The 18,547-nt window shown below is 62.6% G+C and carries 17 protein-coding genes; 10 read left to right on the forward strand and 7 right to left on the reverse strand.

Translation table 11 applies throughout. The features are described from left to right. Entirely contained in the window at positions 1-1,179 is a 1,179-nt protein-coding gene (locus BLS51_RS18800) for a sensor histidine kinase (protein ID WP_090186310.1), read from the reverse strand. 79 nt (positions 1,180-1,258) lie between these two features. Further along, entirely contained in the window at positions 1,259-4,042 is a 2,784-nt protein-coding gene (secA, locus tag BLS51_RS18805) for a preprotein translocase subunit SecA (RefSeq protein WP_090186313.1), read from the reverse strand. Between the two features lie 212 nt (positions 4,043-4,254). Between secA and BLS51_RS18810 the strand changes: the two genes are divergently transcribed. Then, complete coding sequence (locus BLS51_RS18810) at positions 4,255-4,740, forward strand: DciA family protein (protein ID WP_229207643.1); 486 nt, start codon at positions 4,255-4,257, stop codon at positions 4,738-4,740. Position 4,741: 1 nt separating this feature from the next. Here the strand turns inward: BLS51_RS18810 and lpxC are convergent, their stop codons facing one another. From lpxC to BLS51_RS18830, 4 genes are all read right to left on the reverse strand, one after another. Further along, a complete protein-coding gene (gene lpxC / locus BLS51_RS18815) occupies positions 4,742-5,677 on the reverse strand; it encodes a UDP-3-O-acyl-N-acetylglucosamine deacetylase (RefSeq protein ID WP_090186322.1) in 936 nt (311 codons plus the stop codon). 23 nt (positions 5,678-5,700) lie between these two features. Beyond that, positions 5,701-6,543, reverse strand: coding sequence for a DMT family transporter (locus BLS51_RS18820; RefSeq protein WP_090186326.1), 843 nt, complete (start codon positions 6,541-6,543; stop codon positions 5,701-5,703). A gap of 151 nt (positions 6,544-6,694) precedes the next feature. Continuing rightward, complete coding sequence (locus BLS51_RS18825) at positions 6,695-6,934, reverse strand: hypothetical protein (protein WP_090186331.1); 240 nt, start codon at positions 6,932-6,934, stop codon at positions 6,695-6,697. A 73-nt stretch (positions 6,935-7,007) separates the two neighbouring features. Then, positions 7,008-7,781: a helix-turn-helix transcriptional regulator gene (locus tag BLS51_RS18830; protein ID WP_090186335.1), complete on the reverse strand. Its 774-nt coding sequence runs from the start codon at positions 7,779-7,781 to the stop codon at positions 7,008-7,010. Positions 7,782-7,875: 94 nt separating this feature from the next. Between BLS51_RS18830 and BLS51_RS18835 the strand changes: the two genes are divergently transcribed. From BLS51_RS18835 to BLS51_RS18875, 9 genes are all read left to right on the forward strand, one after another. Continuing rightward, positions 7,876-8,646 carry a class I SAM-dependent methyltransferase gene (locus BLS51_RS18835; RefSeq protein ID WP_090186339.1) on the forward strand — a complete coding sequence of 257 codons (771 nt, stop codon included), beginning with the start codon at positions 7,876-7,878 and terminating at the stop codon, positions 8,644-8,646. 120 nt (positions 8,647-8,766) lie between these two features. Beyond that, positions 8,767-10,680, forward strand: a complete 1,914-nt coding sequence (gene nosZ / locus BLS51_RS18840) for a TAT-dependent nitrous-oxide reductase (RefSeq protein WP_090186344.1) — start codon at positions 8,767-8,769, stop codon at positions 10,678-10,680. A gap of 64 nt (positions 10,681-10,744) precedes the next feature. Further along, positions 10,745-12,913, forward strand: a complete 2,169-nt coding sequence (locus BLS51_RS18845) for a NosR/NirI family protein (RefSeq protein ID WP_090186348.1) — start codon at positions 10,745-10,747, stop codon at positions 12,911-12,913. 119 nt (positions 12,914-13,032) lie between these two features. Further along, positions 13,033-14,316: a nitrous oxide reductase family maturation protein NosD gene (locus BLS51_RS18850; protein ID WP_090187260.1), complete on the forward strand. Its 1,284-nt coding sequence runs from the start codon at positions 13,033-13,035 to the stop codon at positions 14,314-14,316. Further along, positions 14,285-15,238: an ABC transporter ATP-binding protein gene (locus BLS51_RS18855; protein ID WP_090186352.1), complete on the forward strand. Its 954-nt coding sequence runs from the start codon at positions 14,285-14,287 to the stop codon at positions 15,236-15,238. Before BLS51_RS18850 ends, BLS51_RS18855 begins: the two co-directional genes overlap by 32 nt. Further along, on the forward strand, positions 15,222-16,046 hold the full coding sequence (locus BLS51_RS18860) for an ABC transporter permease (protein ID WP_217636464.1): 825 nt from the start codon (positions 15,222-15,224) through the stop codon (positions 16,044-16,046). The genes BLS51_RS18855 and BLS51_RS18860 overlap by 17 nt, the downstream gene beginning before the upstream one ends. Next, a complete protein-coding gene (locus BLS51_RS18865) occupies positions 16,043-16,558 on the forward strand; it encodes a nitrous oxide reductase accessory protein NosL (RefSeq protein ID WP_090186355.1) in 516 nt (171 codons plus the stop codon). Before BLS51_RS18860 ends, BLS51_RS18865 begins: the two co-directional genes overlap by 4 nt. A gap of 85 nt (positions 16,559-16,643) precedes the next feature. Beyond that, positions 16,644-16,952: a c-type cytochrome gene (locus BLS51_RS18870; protein ID WP_090186359.1), complete on the forward strand. Its 309-nt coding sequence runs from the start codon at positions 16,644-16,646 to the stop codon at positions 16,950-16,952. Positions 16,953-17,018: 66 nt separating this feature from the next. Continuing rightward, positions 17,019-18,032 carry an FAD:protein FMN transferase gene (locus BLS51_RS18875; protein ID WP_090186363.1) on the forward strand — a complete coding sequence of 338 codons (1,014 nt, stop codon included), beginning with the start codon at positions 17,019-17,021 and terminating at the stop codon, positions 18,030-18,032. On the opposite strand, the gene BLS51_RS18880 is transcribed toward BLS51_RS18875, so the two are convergent. After that, positions 18,022-18,522 carry a ClbS/DfsB family four-helix bundle protein gene (locus BLS51_RS18880; protein WP_090186367.1) on the reverse strand — a complete coding sequence of 167 codons (501 nt, stop codon included), beginning with the start codon at positions 18,520-18,522 and terminating at the stop codon, positions 18,022-18,024. The genes BLS51_RS18875 and BLS51_RS18880 overlap by 11 nt on opposite strands. Positions 18,523-18,547: the final 25 nt, after the last annotated feature.

Raw genomic sequence — 18,547 nt, forward strand, 5'->3', positions numbered from 1 at the left:
TTATCCCTTTTTGTTTGGAGAACGATAGGTAAATGTCGTGGTGTTGTCGCTGGACACCACTTCCAGCACGCCGCCATGCGAGACGGCGATTTCCGATGCGATGAACAAACCCAGCCCCAGTCCTTGCCCGGAATCCGTCTGCTCGGACTGCCAGAACGGCTTGAACAGCTGCGCCTGGATGTCGGCCGGAATCGCCGGTCCGCTATTTGTCACCGAGAGCTCGAAGATATCGTCCACTTGCCGCACCCTGACCTCCACCGGCGTTGACGGACTGCCATGGATGATGGCGTTCTTCAGCAGATTGGACAGCAACTGCGCCATCCGCGCGGCGTCGCATCGCAACACAATCCCGGCCGGCAACGCGGCGACGATTTGCCGTTGCGGATACACGCTGCGCAACTCATCGATCGCCTGCTGCAGCGATGCTTCCAGATTCTGCTCATGGCGCAAATTCAGCGAGATGCCGCCGCCCATGCGCCCGCGCGCGAAATCGGTGACGTCGTCGACCAGCGCGGCAATCCGGTGGCTGCTACGATGCATCATGTCCAGCAGCGGCGTCAGCGACGCCGGCGCGCGGTAGCGCAGGATTTCGGTGCCATTCATGATGGTGCTCAGCGGCGTGCGGATGTCGTGCCCCAGCATGGCGATGAATTGCTCGCGCAGCCTGGCGGTCTTCATTTCGTCACTGAGCGCGGCCTGCGCTTCGTCCAGCACCACCTCGTTGGCCAGCTGGCGGCTGATCAGTTCCGCAAACAGCATCAGCGTCTTGCGCGTCGCTTCACGCGTCAGCTCGGCCTTGTGTGGATCGAAGCCGAACAGCGAGCCGAAATACTCGCCGCTGGGACGGTACAGCGCGATCGAGAAATAGCTCTGGAAGCCGTACCGGCGCGGCGTATGATGGTCGCGGTATTGTTCGCTGTCCTGCACCGAGTCGATGATGACCGCGCAGCCGGTGTGCTGCACTTCCTCGCACAGCGTGGTCTTGAGCTCCAGCTCGCTGCCAACAGACATGCCGTAGTTCAACTTATCCAGCATCGCGCACAAGTGCCAGGAACTTGGCGTTACCCGGGCGATGCCGACAAAGCCCAGCCCGGTCAGCTCGGCCACCGCCTCCAGTATCGTCGGCACAGCGCTGATCTTCGCAATGGTGGCGATATCCGCGTCCAGACTCTGCTGCATGCCGTGCCTCCGTGATCGACGTAAAAAAACCCGTAAAGTCTTGCAACTTTACAGGTTCATTGTCTACCAGACTGCTTCGTTACGCCAGCTTGCCGTGGCAAGCCTTGTACTTTTTGCCGCTGCCGCATGGGCACGGATCATTACGGCCGACCTTCAGGCCCAGCTCCATCAGTTGCTCGCCGGACAGGTTCTGCAGTTCCGGCGGCAGGCCGCTGAATTGCGGTGGCGCCAGCAGCTCTTCCGGCGCCGCGTTCGGGTTGAAGTCGGCGTGCTGGTAGCTGACGTTTTCCACGTGCGACTGCTGCATCGCCGCTTCCGCCGCATCGATCTCTTCACGCGACTGGATGCGCACGGTCATGATCAGTTTCACGACTTCGTTCTTGATCATGTCCAGCATCTGGCCGAACAGCTCGAACGCTTCGCGCTTGTATTCCTGCTTCGGATTCTTCTGCGCATAGCCGCGCAGGTGGATACCCTGACGCAGGTGATCCAGCGCCGCCAGGTGTTCGCGCCAGTGCGAGTCCACCGATTGCAGCATGACGTTGCGTTCGAAGCCGCCGAACGATTCCTTGCCGACGATCTCGATCTTCGACTGGTACAGCGCATCGGCTGCGGCAATCACGCGCTCGACGATTTCCTCGTCGGTCAGATTGGGCTCGTCCTGAATCATCTTGGTCAGCGGCACCTCGATCTGCCATTCTGCCGACAGCGCGGCTTCCAGGCCTTTCAGGTTCCACTGCTCTTCGACCGATTCCGCCGGCACGTATTCGCGCACCAGGTCGGTGAAGGCGCCGTGGCGCAGCGACTGGATCAGTTCCGAAATATCGGTCGCTTCCAGCAACTCGTTACGCTGCTGGTAGATGACTTTACGCTGGTCGTTGGCGACGTCGTCGTATTCCAGCAGCTGCTTGCGGATGTCGAAGTTGCGCGCCTCAACCTTGCGCTGCGCGGTTTCGATCGAGCGCGAGACGATGCCCGCTTCGATCGGCTCGCCTTCCGGCATCTTCAGGCGGTCCATGACGGCGCGCACGCGGTCGCCGGCGAAGATGCGCAGCAACGGATCGTCCAGCGACAGGAAGAAGCGCGACATGCCCGGGTCACCCTGACGGGCGGCGCGGCCACGCAGCTGGTTGTCGACCCGGCGCGATTCGTGGCGTTCGGTGCCAACGATGTGCAGGCCGCCCGCAGCCACCACTTGTTCGTGCAGCGCTTGCCAGCCGTCGCGCAACGCCTGGGCTTGTGCGGCCTTGTCGGCGTCGCTCAGATCCGGATTGGCTTCGATGAACTGGATTTGTTTTTCAACGTTACCGCCCAACACGATGTCGGTACCACGGCCGGCCATGTTGGTGGCGATGGTGATGGCTTTCGGCGAACCTGCCTGGGCGATGATTTCCGCTTCGCGGGCGTGCTGTTTCGCGTTCAGCACATTGTGCGGCAGATTGGCCTTGGTCAGGATGCTCGACAGCAGCTCGGAGTTCTCAATCGAGGTGGTACCCACCAGCACTGGCTGGCCGCGTTCGTAGCATTCGCGGATTTCCAGCATCATGGCGTTGTACTTCTCCTGCGCCGATTTGTACACCTGATCCTGGCGGTCTTTACGCGCCGATGGACGGTTAGGCGGCACCACCACGGTTTCCAGGCCATAGATTTCCTGGAATTCGTAGGCTTCGGTATCGGCCGTACCGGTCATGCCGGCCAGCTTGGAGTACATGCGGAAGTAGTTCTGGAAGGTGATCGAGGCCAGCGTCTGGTTCTCGTTCTGGATCTTCACGCCTTCTTTCGCTTCGACTGCCTGGTGCAGGCCGTCGGACCAGCGGCGGCCGGTCATCAGGCGGCCGGTGAATTCATCGACGATCACCACTTCATTGTTCTGCACCACGTAGTGCTGATCCTTGAAGTATAGCGCGTGCGCGCGCAGCGCCGCGTACAGGTGGTGCACCAGCGTGATGTTGGCCGAGTCGTACAGCGAGGCGCCTTCCGCCAACAGGCCCATCTGGGTCAGGATGGCTTCGGCTTTTTCATGACCGGCTTCGGTCAGCAGCACCTGGTGGGCTTTTTCGTCCTTGGTGTAATCGCCGGGCACTTCGATCTTGCCCTTGCCGTCGGCGGTTTCTTCGCCAACTTGCAGCGTCAGCAGCGGCGGCAGTTCGTTGATCTTGTAGTACAGGTCGGTGTGATTCTCGGCCTGGCCGGAAATGATCAGCGGCGTACGCGCTTCGTCGATCAGGATCGAGTCAACTTCATCGACGATGCCGAAGTTCAGCACGCGCTGCACGCGGTCCTTGGCGTCGAACACCATGTTGTCGCGCAGGTAGTCGAAGCCGAATTCGTTGTTGGTGCCGTAGGTGATGTCGGAAGCATACGCCGCCTGCTTGGTGGCGTGCTCCATCTGCGACAGGTTGATGCCGGTGCTCAGGCCCAGCCAGCTGTACAGCTTGGACATGGTTTCCGCATCGCGCTGCGCCAGGTAATCATTGACGGTGACGATGTGCACGCCCTTGCCGGACAGTGCGTTCAGGTAGGCTGGCAGGGTGGCGGTCAGCGTCTTGCCCTCGCCGGTGCCCATTTCAGCGATTTTGCCGTAGTGCAGCACCATGCCGCCGATCATCTGCACGTCGAAGTGACGCATTTTCATCACGCGCTTGGATGCTTCGCGGCACACCGCGAAGGCTTCCGGCAGGATCTGGTCAAGTGTCTCGCCAGCGGCGATACGCTCCTTGAAGGCGGGCGTCTTGGCTTGCAGCTCGGCGTCCGACAGTTTTTCCATGGCCGGTTCGAGCGCATTGATCTCGCGTACCGTTTTTTGGTATTGCTTGAGCAGGCGCTGGTTGCGGCTGCCGAAAATCTTGGTCAGAAAAGACATGCTTGAATTCTTGTAAAAACGCCGTTAAAAAAAGCCCTGCGCCTTGCTGCACGGAGTTGGACTGTGGCAAAAGACGGTGATTTTATCACGCGTCCGGTGCCAGATTGGGTTATTAGCCTATATAACAATAGCCCAAAGGTGAACAATGTCACAAAATCAAGCAATTTTAACCGGTGGTGACGATTTTTGGGCGCTGTGATATGTTTCGCCGCATGCGATTCAACTCCTCAAACATCTCGCTCAAGCGCGTGACCGCCGTGGGCGCCACCGATTTCCTGCGCCGCCACGACAAAATGGCTGCCCTGCTGCCGGCCGTCGAGCGCATGGCGCGCCTGCAAAAGGATTGCGCCGATTGCCTGCCAGCCATGTTCAAGCACGCCGAGATCCTGTCGTTCGAGGACGGCCAGTTGCTGCTGTCGCTGCCGACCACCGCGCTGGCGGCCAAGCTGAAGCAGCAGCTGCCAAAATTACAAGATACATTGGCGCGACGCGGCTGGCAGGTGACTGGCGTGCGCATCAAGGTGCAAATGACCAAGGCGGCCGAAATCAAGGAAAAGATGCGCGCGCTGGAATTGCCGCCAGCGGCGGTGGATGCCTTCGACCAGCTGGGCGCCTCGTTGGAGGCCAGCCCGCAGAACAGCGCGCTGATCGACGCCGTCAGGGCCATGGTAGCCCGGCGCCGCGCCGGCGGCGGCTAGCTTAAGTTAGCGCCCACTCACGCGCCATCTGGCGCACATAGGACTGCGGCGCCACGTCCTGGTCCTCGAATGTGACGATTTCATAGGCATCCGGATGTTTGAGCAGTTCCAGCAGCAGCTGGTTGTTCAGCGCGTGGCCGGACTTGTGCGCCTCGTAGCTGGCCAGCAGCGGGTGGCCGACCAGGTACAGGTCGCCGATCGCGTCGAGGATCTTGTGGCGCACGAATTCGTCTTCATAGCGCAGCCCATCCGAATTCAGGATGCGGTACTCGTCCATGACGATGGCGTTTTCCAGCGAGCCGCCGCGCGCCAGGCCGATGCCGCGCAACATCTCGACATCCTGCATGAAACCGAAAGTCCGCGCGCGCGCCACGTCGTGCACATAGGAGACGTCGCCGAAATCCACCTGCGCGCGCTGCTGCGTGCCGTCCACCGCCGGGTGGTTGAATTCGATGAAGAAATCCAGCTTGAAGCCGTCGTGCGGCAGCAGGCGCGCCCATTTTTCCTTGTCGCCCGTGCCTTCGCGGATTTCCACCGGCTTCAGCACACGGATGAACTTCTTGGCCGCTGGCTGCTCCAGCACGCCCGCCTGTTGCAATAAAAACACGAAAGACGAGGCCGAGCCGTCCATGATCGGAATTTCCTCGGCGCTGACTTCGATATACAGATTGTCAATGCCCAGGCCGGCGCAGGCCGACATCAGATGCTCGACGGTCGACACGCGGGCGCCATCCTTGACCAGCACCGAGGCCATACGGGTATCCCCCACCGCCATCGCGCTGGACGGAAACTCGACCATCGGCGACAAGTCGACGCGGCGGAACACGATGCCGGTATCCGGCGCGGCCGGGCGCAGGGTCAGCTCGACCTTGGTGCCGGAGTGCAGGCCGACACCCGTGGTGCGGACCAGTTCTTTGATAGTGCGTTGTTTTAACATCAGGCGATTATAGCGAACTGTGATTAAGGGTGCTCGGCTTCAACATGAACCGCTTCGCGCCGCACCAGGTAGATGCCGCTGGCGATGATGATACCGGCGCCCAGCAAGGTGTAGCCATCCGGCAGCGTCTGCCACAACAACCAGTCGATCGCCACGCCCCAGGCCAGCGCCGTGTACTCGAACGGCGCCACAATCGACGCCTTGCCGGTGCTGAAGGCCTTGGTGATCGCCAACTGGCCGAAGAAGCCGGACAGGGCCAGCGCCAGCAAAATCCAGCCGTGCTCGGCGCGCACCGGCACCCAGATCTTCCACGCCAGCGTCACCGAACCGATCGACATCAAGGTCAGCAGCCAGAACATCATCGACTCGGTGCTATCGGTGCGCGCCAGCACGCGCGCGCTGATGGCCGACACCGCATAGCAGGCGGCGGCCGCCAGCACCGCCAGCCCGCCCATCGACAGGAAGCCGGTGCCTTCGGGACGCAGCACCACAATCACGCCCAGCAGGCCGACACCGATGGCCACCCACTGTCCGGCGACTACATGCTCTTTCAGCACCCACACCGACAGCGCGGTAATCAGCGCAGGCGCGATGAAGAAGATCGAATACGCCTCCGCCAGCGACAGCGACTTCAGACCAAAGGCAAACGTGGTCAGCATGGCGATGCCGAGCGCGGCGCGGAACAAATGCATCGGCCAGCGCACGCGCAAGATGCCCTTGAACGCACGGCGATACAGCACGTAGCCGCACAGCAGCGGCAGCGAGCTGAGCGAACGCAGCGCCGTCACCTGCATGGCGGGATAGTGGGCGGACAACAGCTTCATGGTGGTATCCATGAAGGAGAACATGGCAACAGCAGTCAGCATCGCATAGATGCTGTGCAGATTTTCTTGACGAGAGGACAGAGGAAGCTCCCTGACGACAGGCCCGGGGCGAGCCAACAAGACGTCATTGTGGCGACGCCCGGAGCCAGGACAGCGCATTGCGCGCCGTCGCTGCCATTATAGCAAGCCGCACCTAGTTGATCAGCTTTGCCGCCGCGACGGAAACGGTAGCCATGACACTCGTCATGGCAAACCCGGTGCCAACAAACCACTTCAGGATACGGGTTTCCATCTGATGCATTTCGCCGCGCAGGTTGGCGATATCTTCCTTCGAGGCCGTATTTTTTAACTGTTCCTCGATGCGCACCAGCCGTTGCCGGGTGTCGTCAGCAAACGACTCCAGTTTTTCCACTCGTTGCTCGGTATCCATCATCCCTCCCTCGTAAAGGGCAATGATCAATCCTAGCGCGTTTAACCTTCGCAGGTCTGCGCTACATCAAACCGTATCAAGCAGGTAGCAGCATCACCAGCTTCAAGTCGTGGCGCCTGGCGAGGTGCAGGGTGATCTGGTTGAAACCAAGTTCGCCAGCGCGCGGGTGCAGGAAGCGGCGCAGGCCGCCTTCGCGGTGGACCACGTCGTGCGAGGTCCACAGTGCACGGAACTCTTCGCTGCCCTGCGACAGTTCGGCGATCAGCGCGGCCAGCGATGGATCGCTGGCGTGCTTGCCGATGTCGGCGCGGAATTCCGCCACCAGCCGGCGCGCGCGGTCTTCCCAGCCGATGATCAGGCCACGGGCGGCGGGATTGCGGAACATGAAGCGCAACAGGTTGGGTTGCGCAGGTTCAGCCTCTTCCACATCAAGCCAGCCGCCGAACAGGGCGGCAGCGTGTTCGTTCCACGCCAGCGCATCCCACTGGCGGTCGAGGATGTAGGCCGGGCCGTCGATTGCCGCGACGATCTCGCCCAGCGGCTCGCTGGCATCGGCCGCTTCGTCATCATGCTGCGGCTCCAGCCGCTCCGCCAGGCTGAACAGGTAGGTGCGCTCGGCCGCGCTCAATTGCAGCACCTCGGCGATGCGCGCCAGCAGCTTGCCGGACGGCGCCACTTCCCTGCCCTGCTCCAGCCACGTCAGCCAGGTCGGGCTGACATCGCAAAGCTGCGCCAGCTCCTCGCGCCGCAAGCCGGGCGTGCGCCGCCGCCCGCCGGCTGGCAGCCCGACGCTGACCGGCGTGGTGCGCTCGCGATGAGCACGGATGAATTCGCCAAGCTTGTTTTGCATAGTAGTGCCTTATACCAGGATAAAACCTTGTCTTGTTACAGGATAAAAACCCTCCTATTCTGCACTGACTCAACCATCTTTTGGAGAAAACCTCATGCAACAGCCAGCCCTTGTCGCCCAGCAGTTCGGCAATACCGCCAGCGCCTATCTCACCAGCACCGTCCATGCACAAGGCGCCGACCTGGCACAGCTGCGCGACATCGCCGCCAGCCTGCCCAAGCGTCCGGTAGTGCTGGACCTCGGCTGCGGCGCCGGCCACGCCAGTTTCGCGGTGGCGCCGGTGGCGGAATCCGTCACCGCCTACGACCTGTCGCCGCAGATGCTGGAGGTGGTGGCCGACGCCGCGCACGAACGCGGCCATCACAACCTCGGCACGCAGCAGGGTAACGTCGCCGCGCTGCCGTTCATCGACTCGTCATTCTGCATGGTGGTCACGCGCTTCTCCGCCCACCACTGGCTGGACGTGCCGGCCGCGCTGCGCGAAGTCAGGCGCGTACTGAAGCCAAACGGCGCATTCGTCGTCATCGACATCACTGCGCCGGAAGTACCGCTGCACGACACCACACTGCAAGCAGTCGAACTGCTGCGCGACGGCTCGCACGTGCGCGATTACCGCCCGTCGGAATGGACGCAGATGTTGGCCGACGCTGGTTTCGCCAGCGAACCTGGCCACAGCTGGAAACTGCAAATGAAATTCGATGAATGGACCGCGCGCATGCGCACGCCAGCGGATCGCGTCACCGCCATCCGCAGCCTGCTGCGCAACGCACCGGAGGAAACACGCCACTACTTCGCAGTGGAAGCCGACGACTCCTTCACCATCGACGCCACCATGTTCAAGGTGGCGCCAGTAAACCTCATCTAGATCAAGTCTGCGGCATGCGCCGCAGGCCTGTCCTGAATTGCTTGATCCACATCAATTTTTTTTCGAAAAGATGCATCCAGAATGCGTGTTGAATAAATTCGCAACGATGGAGAACGAGAGATGGACAGCAAGAAGATGGATACCACCAACGAAACGCCGTCAACACGCCGCGGCTTCCTGGGCAAGAGCGCAGCATTGGGCCTTGCCGGCGTCACGCTGGGCCTGGCCGGCTGCAAAGAGGAAGCAGCCGCTGGCGGCAAGGCCGCCGCCGCACCAGGCGCCCACAAGGGCGGCGAAGTCGCGCCAGGCCAGCTGGACGATTACTATGCCTTCATCAGCTCCGGCCACTCCGGCGAAGCGCGCGTGCTGGGCTTGCCGTCCGGCCGCGAACTGAAGCGCATCCCTGTGTTCAACATCGACTGCATGGTCGGCTGGGGCATCACCAACGAATCCAAAGCCATCATGGGTACCAGGCCAGATGGTTCGTTGAAGTACACCACCGGCGACACCCACCACGTGCACGGCAGCTACAAGAACGGCACTTATGACGGCCGCTGGCTGTTCATCAACGACAAGCTGCACTCGCGCGTGGCCCGCATCCGCATGGATACGATGGAAACCGACAAGATCACCGAGCTGCCCAACGTGGCCGGCTTCCACGGCATCTTCCCGGACAAGCGCGACCCGGTCGATCCGAAGATCGACTACACCACCCGCGTGTTCTGTGGCGCCGAATTCCACATCCCACTGCCGAACGACGGCCGCGACCTGGAAGACCCGACCAAGTGGGGTGCACTGTTCAGCTGCGTCAGCGCCGAGACCATGGAAGTGATGTGGCAGGTGCGCGTCGACGGCAATATGGACTTGTGCGCCACCTCGTACGACGGCAAGCTGGCCGCCTGCAACCAGTACAACGTGGAAAACGCCGCCGACCTGAACGGCATGATGGCCGCCGAGCGCGACGCTTGCGTCTTCTTGCACATCGAGCGCGTTGAAGCGCTGGTCAAGGCCGGCAAGTTCACCACCATCGGTAGCTCGAAAGTGCCGGTGGTCGACGGCCGCAAAGCCGCCAACGCAGATCCGAAAACCGCCATCTCGCTGTACGTCCCGGTCGGCAAGAACCCGCACGGCGTCAACGCCAGCCCGGACGGCAAATACTTCGTTTGCTCGGGCAAGCTGTCGCCAACCGCCACCGTGATCGAATTGAGCAAAGTGCTGCAATGGTTCGACGGCAGCGTCAAAGATCCACGCGACACCGTGGTCGCGGAACCGGAAATCGGCCTGGGCCCGCTGCACACCGCCTTTGACGGCAAAGGCAACGCCTACACCTCGCTGTTCCTCGACAGCCAGGCAGTGAAGTGGAATGTCGACGCCGCCATCGCCCAGTTCAAGGGCGACAAGAACGCCAAGGTGGTGCTGGAGAAATTCGACGTGCACTACCAGCCTGGCCACAACTACTCGTCGATGGGCGAAACCACGCAGGCGGACGGCAAATACCTGAACTCGGGCAACAAGTTCTCCAAGGACCGCTTCCTGCCGGTCGGCCCGCTGCATCCGGAAACCGAACAGCTGATCGACATCAGCGGCGCCAACATGACGCTGGTGGCCGATCACACCGCCTACTCGGAACCGCACGACGGCATCATCGTCCGCCGCGACGTGGTGAAAACGCGCCAGATCTACAACATGACCGACTTCCCGAACGCCGTCACGCCGGAAACTGCCGGCATCGAGCGCAAGGGCAACAAGGTACACGTGCGCCTGATGTCGCAGGCACCGGCGTACAGCATGCCGGTGATCAAGGTCAAGAAAGGCGACGAGGTCACCATCACGCTGACCAACTACGACAAGGTGGAAGACCTGACGCACGGTTGCGCCATCCCGACCTACAACATCAACTTCATCGTCAATCCGCAGGAAACCAAATCGGTCACCTTCAAGGCCGACCACGCAGGTGCGTTCTGGATGTATTGCACGCACTTCTGCCACGCCCTGCACCTGGAAATGCGTAGCCGTTTCCTGGTTGAAGCCTGAGTTTTAGCTTAGTTGCAAAGTAAGTCCCTGCCGGCTGGTACGCCAGCCGACAGGGCGCATTCTCATGACGTTTATTCAAAAAAATCTGTTGGCGTGGCTGGCAATGCTGCTGGCCGTGCTGACGGCGCCACTGGCCGGCGCCACCATCTACGACGCCGAACTGTCACCTGAACTGCTGCACGGTCCCGATCTGTGCGCGCATGCCGCGTGCGCCGATGTGATGCCGACGGCACAGCGCTTTTCCAGGCGCATGGGTTCGCCGCAATACGTGCAGGCGCTGGACGCTGACGGCAAGGTAGTCGGCTACGTCTTTCTGTCCACCGACGTGGTGGACATTCCAGCCTACTCCGGCAAGCCGGTGATCACGCTGATCGGCATGGACACCAAGGGCATCATCACCGGTGTGCGCGTCATCAAGCATTCCGAGCCCATCCTGCTGGCCGGCATACCGGAATCGGCGCTGCTAAAGTTCATCGACCAATATGTCGGCCTGCGCGGCGACGCCAAGCTGGAAATCGGCCGTGGCGGTGACGGCAGCGTTGGCCTGGACGCGATCAGCGGCGCCACCGTGACGGCGATCGCCGAGAACCAGGTGATTTCCCGCAGTGCCTATGAGATCGGCCGCCAGGTCGGTATCTTCAGCACCGCAGCACGGCCGCCGGCACATTTCACGCCGCTCGACGAGCGCCTCAACTGGGCAAAGCTGGCCGACGAAGGCTCGGTCGGCCGCCTGAAGATTTCAGCCCGCGAAGTCGGCGCCGACAGCGCACGCGGCGAGTACATCGACCTGTATTTCGGCTATCTCAACACGCCGACACTGGGCAACAGCCTTCTGGGCGAGGACAACTACCAGCGCCTGATGCGCGACCTCAAGCCCGATGAACACGCGATCTTCGTCATCGCCAGCGGCCAGACCTCGTTCAAAGGCTCGGGCTTTGTGCGCGGCGGTATCTACGACCGCATCCAGGTGCGCCAGGAGCCGGAAACCTATACCTTCCGCGACACCGACTACCTGAACCTGTACCACCTGCAACCGCGCGATGCGCCGGATTACCGCGAGTCCGGCATCTTCATCGTCCGCTCCAAGCATTTCAATCCGGCCTGGCCGTGGACGCTGACGCTGCTGGTCAACAAGCTGGACGCCAAGGGCGCCAAGACCTTCGCCCACTACGACCAGCCATACTGGCTGCCGGCGCGCTATCTGGAAGGCGGTCATCCAAAGGTGGTGACGGCGCGTCCGGCGTGGCAGAACATCTGGCTGGACCGTATTCCGCAAATCAGCTTCTTCGTGCTGACGCTGCTGTGCACTGCCGTGCTGTATTCGCAGCGCGACCGGCTTGTACGCGCGTCCAACCGCAAGCACAAGCCCCTGATCAGCTGGCCACGGCTGGTGTTGTGGATCATCAGCGCCGGCTTCATTGGCTTCTACCTGAAGGCGCAGCCGAGCATCACACAGATCATGACGTGGCTGCATTCGCTGATCAACCAGTGGCGCTGGGAGCTGTTCCTGTCCGATCCGTTCATCTTCCTGTTCTGGTGGTTCATCATCATTACTGTGCTGATCTGGGGACGCGGCCTGTTCTGCGGCTGGCTGTGCCCGTTCGGTTCGCTGCAACACCTGATGCTGAAAATCGGCTCGGCGATCGGCCTGAAACGCTTCCAGAAGCTGCTGCCGAAGAAGCTGCACGACAAGCTGCGCTGGCTGAAGTACGCCATCTTCTTCGGGCTGATCGGCGTCTCGCTGTTCTCGATGGAGACGGCCGAGCACCTGGCGGAAATCGAACCGTTCAAGACCACCTTCCTGGTCGGCGTGTGGAACCGTACCTGGCCGTTCTGGCTGTTCATTGGCGCCATCCTGGGCCTGTCGATGTTCAGCGAGCGCCCGTACTGCAAATACCTGTGCCCGATGGGCGCCGGCCTGGCGCTGCCCGGCAAGTTCCGCCTGTTCGGCCTGAAGCGCAAGGCCGAATGCACCACCTGCCACGCCTGCGCCGCCGGCTGCGGCTCGCACGCCATCGACAGCGAAGGCAAGATCGACCAGATGGAATGCATGCTGTGCCTGGACTGCATGATCATGTACTACGACGATCACGCCTGCCCGCCGCTGGTCAAGGAACGCAAGCAGCGCGAAACCAAGGGCCAGGCGCTGACACGCATCGGCGCCGACGGCTACTTCCTGTCGCTGGACAGCCTGCGCGCGACGCTGCCATCCAAGGGCAAGGAGGACGCATGACCGGCGCTGCCCAGTATATCCATGCGCCGGCATGGCCTGCCACGCGCCGCGCCGTGCGGCCGGCATTGTCCGGCATGGCGCGCCCCGTGGCAGGCCATGCCGGACAATGCCGGCCGCTGATGCGCGCGCTGATGCAGGCCCTGATGCTGGCGCTGACACTTGCCGGCGCCGGTCCCGGCGTGGCCATGGCGGCCGTGCTGCAAGTGCAGCCCGGCACCTCCATCAACGCCGCCATCGCCCGCGCGCAAGCCGGCGACACCGTGCTGATTACCGCAGGCAGCTACAACGAACGCCTGCTGATCGACAAGCCGCTGACGCTGCAAGGCCAGGGCCATCCGACCATCAACGGACAGCGGCAAGGCGACACCATCCGCATCACCGCTCCCGACGTCAAACTCACCGGCCTGATCATCCGCGACAGCGGCGAAGACCTGACTGCGCAAAATGCCGGCATCACCATCCTGCCCGGCGCGCACCGCGTGGAGATCAGCGAATGCCAACTGGTGGCCAATCTGTTCGGCATCTGGCTGCAAGGTGCGGACGACGCGCGCCTGCTGAACAACATCATCACCGGCCGACGCGACCTGCAATCGGCGCAGCGCGGCAACGGCATCCAGGTGTACGACACGCGCGGCGTGCGCGTCATCGGCAACGAAATCAGCACCACGCGTGACGGCATCTATGTCGACGTCTCGCGCGACGCCGAGTTTCGCCACAACCGCATCCACCACGTGCGCTACGGCACGCACTACATGAATACCAACCACAGCACCTGGGAAGACAACGAGGTCTACCTCAGCCGCGCCGGCCTGGCGCTGATGGAAGTGCGCAGCCTGACCGTGCGCCGCAATATCTCGTGGGGCAATACCGACCACGGCATCATGCTGCGCACCATCCAGGACTCCATCATTGAAGACAATGTGGTCGCCGGCAATGACCGCGGCTTCTTCGTCTACGACGCCGAATACAACACGCTGCGCCACAACCTGGTGATCAACAACCGCACCGGCGTGCACCTGTCGGCCGGCTCGTCCAACAACGAAGTCGATGGCAATGACTTCATCGGCAACCGCGAGCAGGTGCGCTTCGTCGCCGCGCGCGACGTCGAGTGGGGCAAGAAGGAAGGCAACTACTGGAGCAACTACAGCGGCTGGGACCAGAACGCCGACGGCCTGGGCGACGTGTCCTACGAAGCCAACGACCTGGTCGACCGCCTGAACTGGCAATACCCGCTGCTCAAGCTGCTCAGCGCCAGCCCGGCACTGCAAACGCTGCGCTTTGCCGCGCGCCAGTTCCCGCTGCTGCGCGCACCAAGCGTGGTCGACCGCCATCCGCGCATGCGGCCGCTCTCACAGAACTGGAAGAAATGGAATGACATCGTCCCCCGCACCGACACCCACTGACGCCGCTGTCAGCCTGCGCGGCATCCAGCACCGCTATGGCGCTTTTGCCGTCCTCCAGGACGTCAGCTTCGACATCGCGCGCGGCGCCCTGTTCGGCCTGATCGGCCACAACGGCGCCGGCAAGAGCACGCTGTTCAAGCTGATGCTCGGCCTGATCACGCCATCGGCCGGCACGCTGCACGTGCTGGGCCAGAACGCCGCCGAAGCGGCCTTCCGCCAGACGCGCCGCCACATCGGCTACCTGCCGGAAAGCTTCGTCACCTATGACAATCTCAGCGGCCAGGAAGTGCTGCACTTCTTCGCTGACCTGAAGCGCATTCCACGCGCCGCCTGCCCGGCCCTGCTGGAACTGGTGGGCCTGACGCATGCTGCCGGCCGCCAGGTGCAGACTTACTCGAAAGGCATGCGCCAGCGCCTCGGCCTCGCCCAAGCCTTGCTGGGCGAGCCGGACATCATCTTCCTCGACGAGCCGACCAATGGGCTGGACCCGCAAGGCATTGCCGATTTCTACGCCATCCTGCGCGACGTGCAGGAGCGCGGCGCCACCATCGTCATCACCTCGCACATCCTGGCCGAGATCCAGCACCGGGTTGACCAGTTGTTGATCATGCAGGGCGGCCAGGTCGCCGCGCAGGGCACGCTGGCGCAACTGCGCGCCGGCATGGATGCGCCGCTGGCACTCACCATCGCCGCCATCGTCCCGCTGCACTTGCAGGCTGCCGCGCGCGTGGCGCTGGCCGCGCTGCCGCAGCCGCTGGAACTGGAAGCCCAGGGCGAGCAACTGCGCGTGCGCTGCGATAGCGCCGGCAAGATGGCCGTGCTGCGCGAACTGGCCGTCTGCGCCGAGGACATCGCGATGCAGGAATCGACATTGGAACAAGTATTTCTCGGCTACGGAGGCGCCCATGCACGCACGCATTGAATGGCGGCAGGTCGGCGTGCTGGCCGCCAAGGAATGGCGCGATCGCCTGCGCAACCGCTGGGTGCTGGCGGTGGCGCTGGTGTTTGCCGTGTTCGCGCTGGCCATCGCCTACTTCGGCGCGGCGCAGCAGGGACAGGTGGGCTTTCACAGCATCGACGCCACCATCGCCAGCCTGTCCAGCCTGGTCATCTACCTGGTGCCGCTGATCGCGCTGATACTCGGCTACGACGCCATCGTCGGTGAGCGCGAACGCGGTGCGCTGGAGCTGCTGCTGTCGATGCCGGTGACGCGGCTGGAAGTCCTGCTCGGCAAATACCTCGGCCTGGCGGGGGCGCTGACCAGCGCCACCGCCATCGGCTTCGGCGCCGGCCTGCTGCCGCTGTTTTCGCAGCTGACCGTGGCCGAGGGCTGGCGCTACACGCAATTCGTCGCCAGCGCCGTGCTGATGGGACTGGCCTTCCTCAGCATCGCCATGCTGGTCTCGGTCAGCACGCGCGACCGCATCCGCGCCAGCGGCATCGCGCTGACGCTGTGGTTCCTGTTCGTGCTGGTGTTTGACCTGCTGCTGATGGGCATCATGGTGCTTAGCCAGGGCAAGTTGAGCAGCGAGCTGTTCGCCGCCCTGCTGATGCTGAACCCGGCCGACGTGTTCCGCCTGCTGAACGTGTTCAGCTCCGACCAGGCCCAGGCCATGTACGGCCTGGCCACCGTCATGCCCGAAAGCTGGACCCATCCGGCCTTGCTGGCGGGTGTGATGCTGGCCTGGATCGTTTTACCGTTTTCTATCGCCCTCAGGAGATTTTCATGAAACCCACCCGCCTGCGCTGGAGCGGGCTGGCCATCACCCTCGTGCTGGCCGCCTGCACGCACTCGACCACCAGCCTGCCAGCCATCGATCCATCCGACGAAGCCGCCTGCGCGCTGGACGGCATGCTGCTGCGCGACTTCCCCGGCCCCAAGGCGCAGATCCGCTTCGTCGATGGCAAGACCGACTACTTCTGCGATGTGATGGAACTGCTGGGCGAAATGCTGGCGCCGGAACAGCATCGCGCCACCAGCAGCTTCTATGTGCAAGACATGGGCAAGGCCGACTGGCAGAAGCCGAAAGGCCACTGGATACCCGCACGCGACGCCTTGTATGTCATCGGCAGCAAGGCTCAGGGTTCGATGGGAGCGACCATCGCCTCCTTCGGCCAGCAGGCTGACGCCGAAGCGTTCGTGGAGAAGCAAGGCGGCAAGGTGCTGCGCTTCGACCAGATCACGCTGTCGATGTTGAACAGCACCAGCGGCGGCATGCCGGCGCACGGCATGGAGCACTAGACGGTTTGGACGTTGTCCTCGCAGGGAGCAACGATCCTTTTTTATCCCGGCGCTTTTGCCGGTTCACTTTGAAGAAAGATAGACTATGAAGAAGCTACTTGTACTGGCAGCCATGCTGGCCGCCGCCACGTCCGTCAGCGCCGCACCGGACGCCGCCAAGATCGAGAAAACCTACACCACCACCTGCGCGGCCTGCCACGGCGCCGGCATCATGGGCGCACCGAAGGTCGGCGACAAGGCCGCATGGAAACCGCGTATCGCCAAGGGCAAGCCAGCGCTGTACACCAGCGCCATCTCCGGCGTGAAAATGATGCCGCCACGCGGCGGCAATCCGGGCCTGAAGGACGATGAAATGAAGGCATTGGTCGACTATATGATCGCCAAGAGTAACTAAGGTAAATAAGGTAACCAAGACCGCTGGCCGCCGCCCGTGCGCGGTGGCCACATCCGGAGAAACACCATGTTCACCCGCGCCCTGCTGGCCTTCGTGCTATTCCTGACCGCCTGCTCCAGTGACGAGCGTCTCTACAAAACCGAGGGCCATGTGTTTGGCACCACGGTTTCCATCACCATCTACGGCGGATCGCAACAGCGCGCCGACCTGCTTGGAGATGAGGTGCTGCGCGAATTCGACCGCCTGCACCGCAAGTTCCACGCCTGGGAACCCAGCATGCTGACCGCACTCAACGATAGCATCGCCAACGGCCAGCCGTTCCGCGCCGACGCTGAAATGGTCGGCTTGCTCAAATCGGCCGAGAAGCTGTCGGTACGTTCCGGCCTGCTGTTCAATCCCACTATCGGCCACCTGATACGGCTGTGGGGCTTCCAGAAGAATGACATCGGCGCGCAAGGGCCGGACGATGCCGAGATCAAGCGCTGGGTGGATGCGCATCCTTCGCTGTCCGACCTGCGCTACAACGGCAACATCATCACCAGCGTCAACAGCGCTGTCATGATCGACCTGGGCGGCTATGCCAAAGGCTATGCGCTGGATCGCGCCGCCACGCTGCTGCGCGAGGCGCACGTCAAGGCGGCGCTGGTCAATATCGGCGGCAATGTCATCGCCATCGGCGAGCCGGGCGAACGGCCATGGCAAGTCGGTATCCGCGATCCGCGCGGCCAAGGCACGGTGGCGCAGATCGCCTTGCGCGACAACGAAGCCATCGGCACCAGCGGCGATTATGAGCGCTACTTCATGAAGGACGGCAAGCGCCGCCCGCACATCATCGATCCGCGCAGCGGCTATCCGATCGACCTGGTGGCGTCGGTGACCATCATCGCCAGTGGCGGCCGCGATCCCGGCCTGCGCTCGGACGGCCACTCCAAGCCGCTGTTCATCACCGGCCCCGAAGGCTGGCAAGCCATGGCCGACAAGCTCGACCTGAAAGAAGTGCTGATGGTCGACGCCCAACGCCAGGTCCACATGACGCCGGCCATGCGCGCCCGCATCGACGCTGCTAACGCTAAGCCTTGAGCCATTTGCGGATGCGCCCGCGCGCATTCGCATACGGCGAAGCGGTATTCAGCTGGATCATGCGCCCCTTGCTCCACTTGCCGTACCACGGGCAGCCATACAGTTCTGCATCCGTTCGGCTGGCAATGCTGTCGACCAGCCGCCCTTTGACGTCGATCAACGCCTCAAGCAATTGCGAATAACTTAGCTCGCGGTAGTCGTCATAGAACTTTTGCGCCAGCCTTCCCAGCGCATTCCACTTGAAGCCGGTCTCGGGGAAATCAACTGGCAACCCGCGATCATCGCGCTCCAGCCATGACAGGACCAGCGTATTCCAGCCCAGCAGATATGCCACCAGGTCGGCGGGGCTCATGCGGCTTGCTGCGGCGTGTCCATCCAGCGTGGCCTCGCGCGCTCGGTTGATCGGAACTTGCGCCAGGTCGGCGATCAGTCGGTTGAAATTGGTGGAGATTGCCTGCAGTAACTCCACCCGGGAAGTGGGAATGGCCATGCAAGCATCTTATCCGACGATAACT

It is taken from the genome of Duganella sp. OV510 (assembly GCF_900100205.1).
Lineage (GTDB): Bacteria > Pseudomonadota > Gammaproteobacteria > Burkholderiales > Burkholderiaceae_D > Rugamonas.